This is a genomic window from uncultured Aliiroseovarius sp. (assembly GCF_947497285.1).
GTDB lineage: Bacteria > Pseudomonadota > Alphaproteobacteria > Rhodobacterales > Rhodobacteraceae > Aliiroseovarius.
Window position 1 is genome coordinate 357201 of record NZ_CANMFT010000004.1, and the last position, 14163, is coordinate 371363.

At 59.4% G+C, this 14163-nt stretch carries 13 protein-coding genes; 8 read left to right on the forward strand and 5 right to left on the reverse strand.

The window, feature by feature from the left end; all coding sequences use genetic code 11:
• The first annotated feature begins 193 nt into the window (after positions 1–193).
• Positions 194–2398, forward strand: a complete 2205-nt coding sequence (locus tag Q0864_RS09620; RefSeq protein WP_298568578.1) for a transglycosylase domain-containing protein — start codon at positions 194–196, stop codon at positions 2396–2398.
• Positions 2399–2480: 82 nt separating this feature from the next.
• Here the strand turns inward: Q0864_RS09620 and Q0864_RS09625 are convergent, their stop codons facing one another.
• A complete protein-coding gene (locus Q0864_RS09625) occupies positions 2481–2999 on the reverse strand; it encodes an ABC transporter substrate-binding protein (RefSeq protein WP_298568581.1) in 519 nt (172 codons plus the stop codon).
• Positions 3000–3078: 79 nt separating this feature from the next.
• Positions 3079–3822, reverse strand: coding sequence for a VacJ family lipoprotein (locus tag Q0864_RS09630; protein WP_298568584.1), 744 nt, complete (start codon positions 3820–3822; stop codon positions 3079–3081).
• A 196-nt stretch (positions 3823–4018) separates the two neighbouring features.
• Here Q0864_RS09630 and Q0864_RS09635 point away from each other — a divergent pair, with 196 nt between their 5' ends.
• From Q0864_RS09635 to Q0864_RS09655, 5 genes are all read left to right on the forward strand, one after another.
• Positions 4019–5755 (forward strand): type I secretion system permease/ATPase, encoded by a 1737-nt coding sequence (locus Q0864_RS09635; protein WP_298568587.1) that lies wholly within the window; start codon positions 4019–4021, stop codon positions 5753–5755.
• The gene (locus tag Q0864_RS09640) at positions 5755–7056 is read left to right on the forward strand and encodes an HlyD family type I secretion periplasmic adaptor subunit (RefSeq protein WP_298568590.1); all 1302 of its coding nucleotides are present in this window, start codon (positions 5755–5757) and stop codon (positions 7054–7056) included. The genes Q0864_RS09635 and Q0864_RS09640 overlap by 1 nt, the downstream gene beginning before the upstream one ends.
• A 133-nt stretch (positions 7057–7189) precedes the next feature.
• Positions 7190–7651, forward strand: a complete 462-nt coding sequence (locus Q0864_RS09645; RefSeq protein ID WP_298568593.1) for a RidA family protein — start codon at positions 7190–7192, stop codon at positions 7649–7651.
• A complete protein-coding gene (locus tag Q0864_RS09650) occupies positions 7648–8415 on the forward strand; it encodes a glycerophosphodiester phosphodiesterase family protein (protein ID WP_298568596.1) in 768 nt (255 codons plus the stop codon). Before Q0864_RS09645 ends, Q0864_RS09650 begins: the two co-directional genes overlap by 4 nt.
• Before the next feature lie 31 nt (positions 8416–8446).
• Positions 8447–9634: a GNAT family N-acetyltransferase gene (locus Q0864_RS09655; protein WP_298568599.1), complete on the forward strand. Its 1188-nt coding sequence runs from the start codon at positions 8447–8449 to the stop codon at positions 9632–9634.
• Here the strand turns inward: Q0864_RS09655 and Q0864_RS09660 are convergent.
• Positions 9631–10125 (reverse strand): peroxiredoxin, encoded by a 495-nt coding sequence (locus tag Q0864_RS09660; protein ID WP_298568602.1) that lies wholly within the window; start codon positions 10123–10125, stop codon positions 9631–9633. The genes Q0864_RS09655 and Q0864_RS09660 overlap by 4 nt on opposite strands.
• An 82-nt stretch (positions 10126–10207) precedes the next feature.
• On the opposite strand from Q0864_RS09660, the gene Q0864_RS09665 reads away from it, so the two are divergent.
• Both Q0864_RS09665 and rsmD read left to right on the forward strand, forming a co-directional pair.
• Entirely contained in the window at positions 10208–11416 is a 1209-nt protein-coding gene (locus tag Q0864_RS09665; RefSeq protein ID WP_298568605.1) for an FAD-dependent oxidoreductase, read from the forward strand.
• Positions 11413–11976 carry a 16S rRNA (guanine(966)-N(2))-methyltransferase RsmD gene (gene rsmD, locus Q0864_RS09670; protein ID WP_298568608.1) on the forward strand — a complete coding sequence of 188 codons (564 nt, stop codon included), beginning with the start codon at positions 11413–11415 and terminating at the stop codon, positions 11974–11976. Before Q0864_RS09665 ends, rsmD begins: the two co-directional genes overlap by 4 nt.
• Positions 11977–12023: 47 nt before the next feature.
• On the opposite strand, the gene Q0864_RS09675 is transcribed toward rsmD, so the two are convergent.
• Positions 12024–13082: a TRAP transporter substrate-binding protein gene (locus tag Q0864_RS09675; RefSeq protein ID WP_298568611.1), complete on the reverse strand. Its 1059-nt coding sequence runs from the start codon at positions 13080–13082 to the stop codon at positions 12024–12026.
• Positions 13083–13314: 232 nt separating this feature from the next.
• The gene (gene map, locus Q0864_RS09680; protein WP_298568614.1) at positions 13315–14163 is read right to left on the reverse strand and encodes a type I methionyl aminopeptidase; all 849 of its coding nucleotides are present in this window, start codon (positions 14161–14163) and stop codon (positions 13315–13317) included.

Here is a 14163-nt window from a genome sequence, read left to right on the forward strand (position 1 = left end):
AGGGATAAAGGATAGAGATGGCAGAGGTTCGCCGACCTCTAAAACTGGCATTGCGCAAAAAATGCTGCGGCTGCACAATGGTCTGCCTAATTTTTGAACAACGCGAAAAGTCGCAGGACCCGGTCGAACGGGCTACACTCTAGGAAAACGATTCGCTAATTTGGATCGACCGAGCAGACGCGGAACCAGTATCATGAGCCCATCCGGCCCAAAGCGCCCCAAATTGGTGGCAGATAAACGCCATTCGACCAAGAAACCGGCGGCGAAAAAGCCCGTGCGGCGCAAGGCGCGCAAATCCGCGCCCAAACGCACACGGCGCACACAACGTCCCAAGGGCATTCTTGGCTGGCCGATTTTCCTGATCGGTTGGGTCGTGCGATTGATCTGGCGTCTGACATGGAAGGCGGCTGTCGTCGTGGCGTTGATCGTCGGGCTCGCGGTGTTCTATTTCGCCTCGACCATACCGGAGCTGAACGCGCTATTGGACGGACGCGCAAAGGGGTCGGTGACGATCCTCGACCGCTACGGCGCGGTCTATGCCTGGCGCGGCGACCAGCGCGGTCGCACGATCACGACACAAACGGTCAGCCCGGATCTGAAAAACGCCGTCGTGGCAAGCGAGGATAAACGCTTTTATGGTCACATTGGTCTAAGCCCGCGCGGCATTGCCAGCGCCGTTCGCATCAACCTGAGCGAAGGGCGCGGACCCTTGTCCGGACATGGCGGGTCAACGTTGACACAGCAGGTGGCAAAGCTGCTTTGCCTTGGTGTCCCCTACGATCCCGACCAGTGGAAAAATGAAGCGGCCTATGAGGCGGATTGCCGGCAAGGTTCGCTTCGGCGCAAAATCAAAGAAGCCATTTATGCCTTGGCGCTAGAGGCCAAGTTCTCGAAAGACGAGATCCTGACGATCTATCTGAACCGCGCCTATCTTGGCGCCGGGTCGCACGGGTTTGACGCGGCCGCCCAGCGGTATTTCGCGATCCCGGCATCGGATCTGAACCCGGCGCAGGCCGCAATGCTGGCGGGCATGCTGCCCAAACCGTCGATCTATGCGCCGACTGCGAACCTCAAGCGATCGCAGGATCGCGCAGCGACCGTGCTGCGCCTGATGAACGAACAGGGCTATCTGAGCGACGCTGAAACGGCGAAATACCAAGCCGCCCCTGCAACCCTGTCGAGGGCCGCGAAAGCGCAAGCTGGCGGCTATTTCGCGGATTGGATCATGGGCGACCTGCCTGCCTTTCTGACGCGCAAGACCACAGAGGATGTGATCATCAAGACCACGCTTGACCCTCGCATCCAGACCGCCGCGGAAGACGCGATGGCCGAAATTTTTGCAACCAAGGTTTCGTCCGGGTCCAAAGCCGAAGCCGCGATTGTGGTGATGAGCTCAGACGGTGCCGTGCGCGGTATGGTCGGTGGGCGTGAAACCAAGGTGACAGGTGCCTTCAACCGGGCGACGCAGGCCAAGCGCCAGACCGGGTCCGCCTTCAAACCGTTCGTCTATGCGGCTGCGTTGGACATGGGCTATCGCTGGGATGATTTCATATTGGATGAACCCTATTGCGTAAACGTCCCCGGATCGGGCGAATGGTGCCCCAAAAACTATACCCGCAAACACTATGGCAATGTCAGCCTGACCGAGGCTTTGGCCCGGTCACTGAACATCCCCGCCGTGAAAGTGGCCGAAGATGTGGGGCTGGAAGCGGTGCGTAGTGTCGCGTCGATGTTCGGCATTGAAAGCGATCTGGCCGCTGGGCCTGCGTTGGCATTGGGCGCGTCGGAAAGCACCTTGCTTGAAACCACGGGGGCCTTTGCGGGCATTCTGAACGGCGGGTCCGCGGTCATTCCCTACGGCCTGACAGAACTTAGCCTTGTCGGCGAAAACGATCCGCTGATGACGCAATCTGGCGGCATTGGCGAACGCGTGATTTCGCAACAGGCAGCCCAACAACTGGTCTATATGATGAGCCGCGTGGTCGAAGCCGGCACCGGTGGTCGCGCAAAGATCGACGGGCTAGAGATTGCAGGCAAGACCGGCACCACGAACTCGTCCCGCGATGCGTGGTTTATTGGGTTCACCGCGGAATATGTGATGGGTGTATGGATGGGCTATGACGACAACACTCCCTTGAAAGGCGTCACCGGCGGCGGACTGCCCGCCGAGATGTGGCACGAGGCGATGGTGCGCATCCAGTCAGAGCTTGTGCCAAGTCCGCTTCCGATGATCCGCCCGGGCAGCGCTCCGCGCTTTGATGGCGATGTCATGACTTCGGACGGTCGAAACGGCGGCCTGTTCCAAGACAACGGGCGTCAAGGTGGGCAAACCGTGCAAGAAGCGGTCGAGGACGCCTTTATCGGCGTGCTGCGGTCGATCTTTGGCCAGAAAAACTAGTCTCGAGCCGCACAGGACCCAAAACAAAAAAACACCCCCAACGCGGCGCGTGGGGGTGTGTACTTCTCGATTTCAAGTCGGCTTAGCCCGCTTGAAGATCCGCGATCAACTGGTTCAGATCGCCTTTGCGCCGATCCAGCATCGCACCGATTTCCTTGCGTTCAGACTTCACGATCGAAATGCCTTCGACCTGCATGTCAATGAATTTGCCGTTCTTTGCGGACACGACGAACACAACGTCGAAGGGTGACTTGCCCTTCAGCTGTGTCTTTGTCAGCACCTCGAAGCGGCTCTTCACCGTTTTCGAGCTGACGACATCGATACGACCGCCTTCGAATTCGCGGAACCGGCTGCCATACCGGCGCGCGATATAGCTGCGGAACGCCTTGACGAAAGCGCTTTTCTGCGCGGCGCTGGCAGACCTGCCATCCGGCCCAAGGGCAGACAGCGCAATGAAATCCACGTCAGCGTATTTCGCAAACACGCCTTCGAAACGCTGAATCATGGCGCTTTCTGAAGTGCCCGAATTGATGATCGCGTTGATGTCGCTGACCACTTTGCCAATCAGGCTTTCCGCCTTGTCTGCCGTGATTGCGGCCATGGCTCGGCCCGGAAAAGTCGCCAAGACACACAACCCGCCGATTCCGCCCAGGACGGCGCGACGTGTCAGTGACGTTCGGTTACCCATCATATGCATCATAAATATCCTCAAGTTCGTCGTCTTCGACTTCGATACCCAGTTCATACCGGCGCGAATCCAGATAGTAGAGCTGCATCAATTCGTAGCCACTTTCACTATAGTAAAATTCGTCGATCGTATCGCCAAAGGCGTAGCGATCACCAAATTTTGACAGGACATACGCGGCCTTGGGTAGGTGCTTGACCTCAGTCGGCAAGGCCAGGCTTAGCGGGTTCAGCACAAAATCAACCAATATGCCGAAACCATCACGTTCGGTCGAGGGACCAAAGAAGGGCAGCACCACATAGTCGCCCTCCGGCGCGCCCCAGACATGCAGGGTTTCCCCGAAGTCGCTTTTACGCTCTTCCAGTCCGATATCGGTCGCGACATCGAAGATACCCAACAGGCCAAACGTGCTGTTGAACAAGAAGCGCACAGCGTTGTGGGCGGCGTCTTCGATGTTGCCCTGAAGGATATTGTTCGCCACGACGCCTGGAAGTCCGGCATTGTCGGAAAACAGTTCGACCGCATCGCGCGCAGGCCGGGGCAGGACTTCGCCGTAAGCATTGGATGCCGGCGAGACAAAAATCTTGTCCAAATCCACGTTTGCTGCGTGGGTGCGTCGGTTCTTCACCTCGTGCGGGTCATCATATCCTGATGGGGCTGGTGCCTTCGCACAGGCTCCAAGCGACATCAAAGCGATACCGGCCACTGCCGGGAGGGATTTGGCGTTAAAAATTTTCACGTTGGCAATCGTTGATTTTGGCAGTTTCACTTGGCGTTGGTCACACATAATGGATGAAGTCTCAATGCACAGATGTTAACAGTTTGGCAGCCATTCGATGTGACTAATTGGCGACACTCTACAGGCAGATTCTCGCCGACACCAGAAGGGTTATCCTTAAGGTCTGAAAAGCAGGTGAACATGCGGATTGATGGGTATGCAGGAAACTGAACACGAACGCGGGTTGGAAGAATTGCGCGCTGTGCGCCGCAATGCGCGTGGCCTGTTGTGGAGCGTCGCGCTCTTTTCGGTATTCGTTAATTTGTTGATGCTGACGGCGCCGCTCTACATGTTGCAACTCTATGATCGCGTGCTCGGCAGCCGGTCCGAAGCGACCCTGATTGCCCTAACCATATTGATGGGGTTTCTGTTCGCAATGATGGGCTTTCTGGACTATGCGCGCGGGCGCATTCTGGCGCGGGTCGGCGCGCAGTTCCAGTCGGGGCTGGACGAACGCGTCTTTTCGGCCGTGTTGCGCCGCGCCCCACCGGGTCCGAACCAGCAGATCGCAACAGCAGGTCTGCGCGACCTTGAGGCGATCCAAAAATTGCTGTCGAGCCCGGTCATCACGGCCGCATTCGACATACCGTGGACCCCCATCTTCCTGTTTGCCATCGCGATTTTCCACCCGTGGCTGGGCATACTTGCGGTTGTCGGGGGCGCAATTCTGATTGCGATCACGGCGCTGAACCAGATTTTGACGAAGGCGCCCGTGACATTGGCGACGACGGCGACGATGAAAGCCGACCAGATGGCCGAACAACTGCGAACCGAAGCCGAAATGGTGCGCGCACTTGGCATGTCGGGTGCGGCCTATCAACGGTGGCACAAGGCGCGGTCTTCAGCCCTGGACCAAAGCGTGCGGGCAGCTGACCTTCAGGGGCAGTTCTCAACGATCTCGAAGACATTTCGCCAGTTTCTGCAATCGGCAATGTTGGGTTTGGGCGCTTATCTGGCGCTACAGGGCGAAATCTCACCGGGAGCGATGATTGCCGGTTCGATCCTTTTGGGGCGCGCGCTTGCGCCTGTTGATATGGCGATCAACCAATGGCCGCTGATCCAACGAGCGCGCACAGGCTGGGCTGGGCTTGGTGTTCTGCTGGCCGAAGTGCCGCTGGACGATCGACGCACCGAATTGCCCCGTCCGACCGCTCATCTGCGGGCTGAAAACGTCACCGTGTTTCCGCCGGGGAAAAGTCAGGCCGTGCTCCGCAGCGTAACCTTCGAAGTAAAGCCCGGACTGGCGCTTGGCATCATCGGCCCCTCGGGCGCCGGCAAATCGACGCTTGCGCGCGTCATCACGGGCGTGGTCACGCCGTCTGGCGGAACCGTCCGACTGGATGGTGCGGCGCTGGATCACTACACGCCCGAAGCACTGGGACGCTATCTTGGTTATCTTCCCCAGCGCGTTCAGCTTTTTGGCGGAAGCATCGCCGAGAACATCGCAGGGCTTGATCTGGAACCGGACCCGGCCCAAGTGGTCGCTGCCGCCCGGCTGGCCGACGCGCATGAGCTGATCCTGTCCTTGCCCGATGGATATGACACGCTGGTTTCGCCGGGCGACAGCATCCTGTCCGGCGGTCAAATGCAGCGTATCGGGCTTGCGCGCGCGCTTTACGGTGACCCGGCGGTGCTGGTGCTGGACGAGCCGAACTCCAACCTCGACAACATCGGCACCCGGGCGCTGAACACCGCGATCCGGCAGGTCAAGGCGCGCGGCGGAGCGGTGCTGATCATGGCGCACCGTCCAGCCGCCATTCAGGAATGCGAGCTGCTTATGGTGCTTGACGGCGGCATGGTCAAAGGATTTGGCCCACGTGACGAAGTGCTGCAAGCCCATGTTCAGAACGCGCAGCAAATTCAGACGGCGCAGGGCAAAGGCGGGATCAGTTGATGGCAGACAAAACCTATTCCGCACGTGCGCCACTGATTGTAGGTTTTGTCGCCTTGCTTGTTCTGGTCGGCGGGTTCGGCACATGGGCTGTCGCCACCCGCCTTGCCGGTGCCATCGTTGCTTCGGGACAGGTCGAGGTCGACCAGAACCGACAAGTTGTCCAGCATCCGGATGGTGGCGTCGTCACATCCATTCGGGTCGAAGATGGGGACATCGTGTCCGCAGGCGATTTGCTGGTCCAACTGGACCCATCTCGGCTGGCCTCGCAACTGACCATCATCGACGGTCAGTATTTTGAACTGCTGGCGCGGGAGGCGCGATTGGAAGCTGAACGCGACGGCACAGAGGCGCTCGCCTTTCCCGAAGCTCTGGAAACCCGCGCGCGCAACCGGCCCGAGGTGCGCGCCTTGATGGACGGTCAGACCCGCTTGTTTGAATCGCGGCGCGTCACCTTGGCGTCGCAGGTCGAACAACTGCAAAAACGCAAAGCTCAGGTTGAGCAGCAGATCGAAGGACTTGTGGCCCAGCGCATCGCCCTGGACCAACAACTTGCCCTGATCCGCGAAGAGCTGACCAACCAACAAACGCTGCTTCAGAAAGGGCTGGCGCAAGCGTCGCGCGTGTTGGCGTTGCAGCGTGAAGAGGCCGGTCTTCTGGGCCGGTTGGGCGAGATTGCCGCCGCAAAGGCTGAGGCCGAAGTGCGCGTGACCGAAACCGAACTTCAAGTGCTCGCCCTTGGCACCGAACGGCGCGAACAAGCGATCACCGATCTGCGCGATCTTCAGGCGACCACGCTTGAACTTGCCGAACAACGACGCAGCATCGCCGAACAGCTTGACCGGCTTGATATCCGGGCGCCGCTGTCGGGCGTGGTTCATGGCATGCAGGTCCATGCGGAACGCTCGGTCATTCAACCCGCGCAGCCGGTGCTTTATATCGTGCCTCAGGATCGGCCCTTGGTCATCGCAGCACAGGTTGATCCGATCCATGTGGATCAGGTTTTCATTGGCCAGCAAGTGAACCTGAAATTCCCTGCGTTTGACAGTGCCGAAGCCCCCGATCTTCTGGGGCACGTGGTCAAAGTCTCAGCCGACGCGTTTTCAGATGACACGACCGGGCGCAGCTTTTATCGGGCCGAAATCCAACTGGACGAAGGCGAGATTGCGCGCCTTCCGACTGGTGCCGTGTTGATTCCCGGCATGCCGGTATCCGCTTTCATCCGAACGGTGGATCGCAGCCCGCTATCCTATCTAGTGCAGCCCCTGTCAGACTATTTCAACAAGGCCCTGCGCGAAAGCTGACCCTTGTCTGTCGGCGCAAAGGTCAGTCGAAACCGGGCCGTCTTGGGTCGCTTTCACCCTTTTCTGGTGCGCCAAGCCGGGCTAGCGTCTGTGCAGACCCGCTGCGCGGTAGTTCAACAAAAAAGGACGCAACATGAGCGCTTATGAAACCCGTCTTGCCGATCTTGGCGTCACCCTGCCTGACGCGCCTGCCCCTGCGGCAAACTATGTGCCCTATGTTCAGGTTGGCGACCTTGTGCATGTATCAGGCCAGATCTCGATGAAGGACGGCGCGTTCTTGACCGGCAAGCTGGGGGACGACATGACCGCCGAAGATGGGGCCAAAGCCGCCCGCAGCTGCGCGATCAGCCTGTTGGCGCAGGTCAAGGCCGCCTGTGGCGGTGATCTTGACAGGTTGGTGCGTGTCGTAAAACTTGTGGGCTTCGTCAACTCGACCGCCGAGTTTGGCGATCAACCCAAAGTGATCAATGGCGCCTCTGATTTCATGGTCGAAGCCCTGGGCGACGCAGGCCGCCATGCGCGTTCCGCCGTATCGGCCGCCAGCTTGCCCTTCGGCGTCGCGGTCGAAATCGAAGGCATCTTCCAGATCAGATGACCGACGCGCCGATCCCCCTGACCGACAGCTTTCTGTCGCGCCCGATTGCCCATCGCGGCTATCACGATATCGGCGCGGGCCGTCCTGAAAACTCGCGTGCCGCAATCCGCGCTGCGATCGAACATGGCTACGGGATCGAGCTTGACCTGCAACTATCAAAAGACGCTCAGGCTATGGTTTTTCACGACTATGACCTGAAGCGCCTGACCGGTGAGGCCGGCGCAATCCAGCAGCGAGCCGCACATGATCTTGCGAAAATGACGCTTCTGCATGGCGACGAAAGCATACCAAGTTTCGCAGAGGTGCTGGCGATCGTCGCTGGGCGTGTCCCTTTGCTGGTCGAGCTGAAGGATCAGGACGGCGCCATGGGACCACGTGTCGGCGCGCTGGAACACGCCACCGCAATTGCCTTGAAAGACTATGAGGGCGATGTCGCCGTGATGTCATTCAACCCCCATTCAGTGGCCGCCTTTGGCAACCACAACACGGGTCGCCCGCTTGGCCTGACGACCGAGGCGTTTCAACAGAAAAAGAACACGCTGCTGCCCGCCGCGACGCGCCGGTATCTGCGCGATATCCCGGATTTTGATCGTGTTGGCGCAAGCTTCATCAGCCATGACGTAAACGACCTGCACAGCGCTGCCGTTGCCCGTCTGAAGGCGCGTGGCGTTCCGGTTCTCTGCTGGACCGTTCGATCAAAAGAGGTCGAAATTGACGCCCGCAAGATCGCTGACAACGTGACGTTTGAAGGCTACGCGGCTTGACCTGTGATGCGCTCTGCGGCCCAATGATCCTGTGACAGGCACAACGGTTGAAATTCGCACACATCAGGCGCTTGACGGTATTGCCGCACAAGACTGGGATGCCTGCGCCTGCCCGGAAACCACGGATGGTGGTCATCCGGCAGACCCCTTTACGACGCACCGTTTCCTGTCTGCGTTGGAGCAGTCGCGCAGCGTCGGCGAAGGCACGGGTTGGCATCCACACTACCTAAGCGTTCATGCAGATGGGCAGGTCATTGCAGTCGCGCCCCATTACGGCAAGTCACACAGTCAGGGTGAATATGTGTTTGATCACAGCTGGGCCGATGCATTTGAACGCGCGGGCGGGCGCTATTATCCCAAGCTGCAAATGGCCGTCCCTTTCACACCGGTCACCGGGCGACGTTTTCTGACTCGCCCGGGGTATGAGGCTGTCGGTCGATCCGCGCTGCTTCAGGGAATGATACAGGTGGCGACCGAGAACGACCTGAGCTCTGCCCACATTTCGTTCTGCACAGAGGACGAGGCGAAACAGGGTGCCGCGATGGGGCTTTTGCATCGTCTAGGCCAGCAGTTTCACTGGCAGAATGCCAACTATGCTCAATTTGATGATTTTCTGACCGGTCTGAGCTCTCGCAAGCGCAAACAAATCCGTAAGGAACGCGCTCAGGCACAGAATTTCGGCGGCGAGATCATCTCGTTGACCGGGGATGACATTCAGCCTCATCACTGGGATGCATTCTGGCAGTTCTATCAGGACACAGGGGCGCGCAAATGGGGTCGCCCTTATTTGACGCGGGCGTTTTTTGATGCGCTGCATGACACAATGCGCGATGAGGTGCTTTTGGTTCTGGCCCAGCGCGATGGTCGATCGGTTGCGGGCGCGCTAAACCTGATCGGGCGGGACACGCTGTTTGGGCGTTACTGGGGCGCGCTGGAGCATCATCCCTGCTTGCATTTCGAGCTGTGCTATTATCAGGCAATTGACTTCGCCATCACCCACGGGTTGGGGCGCGTCGAGGCAGGCGCCCAAGGCGAACACAAGCTCGCGCGCGGCTACATGCCGGTTGCCACTCATTCGCTCCACTGGATTGCCGACCCCGCCTTTCGTGACGCTGTCGAACAATTTCTGGTCGCGGAAAAAGAGGCCGTCGCAGAGGATATCGAGATCCTCACCACATACGGCCCCTTCCGCAAATCAGACATGGACGACCACGACTAGGCGCTCATATCGGCCAACAACCCTTCGCCCGCCGAGGTTTCGCACATGCCGGGGTTGTCTTCGGCGTTCAACACCTTGACCACGCCGTCATCAACATACATCGCGAACCGTTGTGACCGGTTGATCAGCCCGACAGGCGGTGCGGTGAAGGCCATTCCGATCGCTTTCGTAAAAGCGCCTTCAGCGTCTGCCAGCATGGTAATACCAGCCTTCGCCGCCCCTGTGCTTTCGCCCCAAGCCTGCATCACAAAGGGGTCGTTCACAGACACGCAGATCACCTCGTCCACGCCTTTTTTGTCAAAATCGGCTTTTGTGCGGATGAAGCTGGGCACATGTGCTGTCGTGCACGTACCAGTATACGCGCCGGGCACGGCGAACAACACGATCTTGCGCCCCTTGGTCAACGTCGCAAGCTCGACGCCTTCTGGGCCATCGGCGCCCATCGTCAAAAGGGTTGCGTTTGGCAGTTTGTCACCAACTGAAATTGTCATTTTCAAGATCCCTGATTGTGTTTCCGTCCTGCCTAGTCATAGTCTGCAAACCGCGTCAGGTCAGCAGAAATGGAAGAACCTCATGGCTCACGTTGTTGTCATCGGCGCCGGGCAAGCCGGTGCGTCATTGGTCGCCAAACTCCGCAACGCGGGATTTGACGGTGAAATTACCCTGATCGGGGCCGAAACCGCACCACCCTACCAACGCCCGCCACTGTCGAAGGCTTATCTGCTGGGCGAGATGGAAGTGGAGCGGCTGTATTTGCGCCCCGAGAGTTTCTATGCGGAAAACAACATCACCCTGCGCCTTGGCACGCAGGTGGATGCGATTGACGCGGCCAATCATCTGGTGGTGATCGGGGACGAGAAACTCCCCTATGACCAACTGGCGCTGACCACCGGGTCCGTGCCCCGCCGTCTGCCTGGCTCAATCGGCGGCGCACTTGAGGGCGTTCATGTTGTGCGCACGCTTGATGACGTGGACCGGATGGCGACCGAGTTCTCGCAAGGCCGCCGCGTGTTGATCATCGGTGGCGGCTATATCGGGTTGGAGGCCGCGGCCGTCGCTGCCAAGAAGGGCCTGAAGGTCACCCTTGTTGAGATGGCAGACCGTATCCTGCAACGTGTCGCAGCACCCGAAACCTCGGACTATTTCCGCGCTCTGCACACCGCCCACGGCGTCGATATCCGCGAAGGGGTTGGGTTGGACCGACTGACAGGTGACGGACGCGTAACCGGGGCCGTTTTGTCTGACGGCACTACGCTTGAGGTCGATTTCGCGATTGTCGGCGTGGGCATCGCGCCGGACACCACCTTGGCCGAAGCTGCTGGGCTGGAGATTGACAACGGCATCAAGACCGACGCGCTGGGTCGCACGTCCGATACCGCCATCTGGGCGGCTGGCGATTGTGCGTCCTTCCCGTATCACGGCACGCGCATCCGGCTGGAAAGCGTGCCAAACGCCATTGATCAGGCCGAAATTGTCGCCCGCAACATAATGGGCGAAAACGTAGACTATATCGCCACCCCGTGGTTCTGGTCGGATCAGTATGACGTGAAGCTTCAGATTGCCGGGCTCAATGTGGGCTACGACAACGTGGTCACGCGCCGTGATGGCGACGACGCCAGCGCGAGCTTCTGGTATTTTCAGGGCGACACGCTGCTGGCGGTTGACGCGATGAACGACCCGCGCGCCTATATGGTCGGCAAACGGCTGATCGAAAGCGGCAAATCGCCGGACAAAGCGATTGTCGCTGACTCGGCATCAGACCTGAAACCGCTGCTGAAATGAGGATCATCGCAGGCCGTTTTCGTGGGCTGGCGCTGGCCAATGTTGGTAAAGGCGACGCGGGCGCGCATCTGCGCCCGACCACCGACCGGGTGCGCGAGAGCCTGTTTTCCATGCTGATCGGCGGCCGTTTTGGCGACCCGATTGAGGGCGCACGGGTGCTGGACCTGTTTGCTGGCACAGGCGCGCTGGGGCTTGAGGCCCTGTCGCGCGGCGCATCCCATGTGACCTTCGTGGATGATGGGCGCAAAGCGCTGTCCCTGATCCGCGAAAACGTCGCCAAGTGTCGATGTGCGGACGACGTGACAGTGGTGAAACGTGACGCGACGCGTTTGCCTGATGGGCAGCCCCACGACCTGATCTTCCTTGATCCACCTTACGGAAGTGGGTTGGGCGAAAAAGCATTGGACGCCGCGATCAAAGGCGGATGGGTCGCGCCAGATGCGCTGATCGTTTGGGAAGAAAGCGCGGCGATCACGCCCCCGGACGGGGTCGAATTGCTGGATGCCCGGCGATATGGGGATACGACAATCTCGATCCTCGAACGAGTGGGACGCGCATGACAAAAGGGCCGCCCCGAGGGACGGCCCTTTGCTAAAATTTCAGCGGCTTACCGCGCCCGCGTGACCGACACTGCCGCCTGCGCGTCGCGCACCATCGCAGCGCCATCAAGGCCTTTGCCGTTCATGTCCTCAATCCACTCGGCGATGACTTCGTCGCCCAGCGCGCGAATTTTGGCGGTCTCTTCCTCGGACAATTCGGCAATGGCATTGCCGTCTGCCGCCATTTTCTCGCGCCCAACCACGTCGCCGGTGTCATGCGCGCGACCTGCCAGAGCCGACGTGTGAAAGCCTGAATTCGCGTCGATCACGGCCTTCAGGTCATCGGGCAGCCCCTCGTAGACATTCTTGTTCATCGCCCAGATGAAATAGAGGTTATACAGCGACTTATCGCCCGCAACATCGGTGTGGCTGTCCGTCAGCTCGTTCAGCTTCAGCGACGGCGACATTTCCCAAGTGATCACGCCACCATCGACCACACCTTTTGCGAGCGCCTCGGGAAAGGCGGGCACGGGCATGCCAATCGGCGTGGCACCAAGCTTGTCCAGTAGCAGGGTCGAGGTCCGCGACGGGCCGCGCAGCTTCAGATTCTTGAAGTCCGCGACGCTAGCAATCGGATCGCCCTTCTTGTGAACGATCCCGCGCCCATGCATGTGGGCGGCAATCACCTTCACATCCGCGAAGTCATCCATCAGGTATTTCTGGGTATAGACCCACGCGGCTTTCGACGCCTCTTCGCCGGATTTGGTGACCATGAAGGGCAGCTCCATCGCCTCGGCTTCGGGGAAACGACCGGGTTGATAGCCGGGAATGACCCAGCCGCCGTCAATCGCGCCGTCGCGGATCAGGTCATACTGGCTGGTCGCTTTGCCGCCCAGTTGCATGGCCGGGTAAAGTTCGACCTTGATGCGTCCGCCGGAATCCTTCTCGATTTTCTCGGCCCATGGGGCCATGAAATAGGTCGGGTTCGCCGACAAAGGCGACACGAAATGCTGGAAGCGAAGCGTCACTTCTTCGGCAACAGTCGCGTTGGTCGACAGCAGTAAGGCTGCGGCGGCACCAATGGATGTGATGATGGATTTCGGGGTGAAGGAGCGGAAGTGGGTCATGGGACACCCTCCGTTTTTCGTAGAAACAGCCGCGCATGAGTGTCGCGGAAGCCGCCCCACCTCTTGCGGGTCGGCATATGGAACCTAGGCACGAGTTTCTGCGAGTGCAAACGGAAAAGCGAAGGAATCCCAACCGAAGGACATCGGCAACAGAAACACCCTGAATTCAAAAGGATATTTTGCGGTCAAGGGGGAGAAACGGTAGAAGTTTCCCCTAAGTCAACCGGCGCGCTTAACCCCAAGTTGGATGGAATTTTCCCGCAGGCGACAGCGTGAAGATATCGCACCCATCCGCCGTGACCCCGACCGAATGTTCGAACTGCGCCGACAATGATTTATCGCGGGTGATCGCGGTCCAGTCATCGGCAAGGATCTTGGTTTCCGGGCGGCCCAGATTGACCATCGGCTCGATGGTGAAGAACATGCCTTCTTCCAGCACAGGGCCCATACCGGGACGCCCGTAATGCAGCACATTGGGTGGGGCGTGGAACACTTGCCCCAGTCCGTGCCCGCAGAAATCGCGCACCACCGACATGCGCTGGCTTTCCACATGGGACTGGATGGCGTGGCCGATATCTCCGAAAGTATTTCCGGGGCGCACGGCCTCGATCCCCTTCATCAGGGCATCATGAGTCACTTGGATCAGTCGTTCTGCGAAAGGCTTCAGCGTGCCGACCTTATACATGCGGCTTGTGTCGCCATACCAGCCGTCCACAATCACCGTCACATCAACGTTCAGGATGTCGCCGTCGATCAATTCGTCGTGCTTGCGCGCTGACTTCTCGTTCTTGCCCTTGGGCGTTTTCGATCCGGGGATGCCGTGGCAGACCACATGGTTCAACGAAATGCAGGACGCGTGCTTATAGCCTTTATACCCAATGGTGGCAGACACCGCGCCGGCCTCGTCCACCATTGCCTCGATCGCGGCGTCAAGTTCGGCGGTGGTGGCACCCGGCTTCACCATCGGCGCGATCCGGTCCAGAATATCGGCCGCCAAATGTCCCGCCTTATGCATTCCGGCAAAGTCGGAAGGGTCGTATAGGCGAATGCCTTCTTTGGTCACGCGCATCGTGTCGTCCAT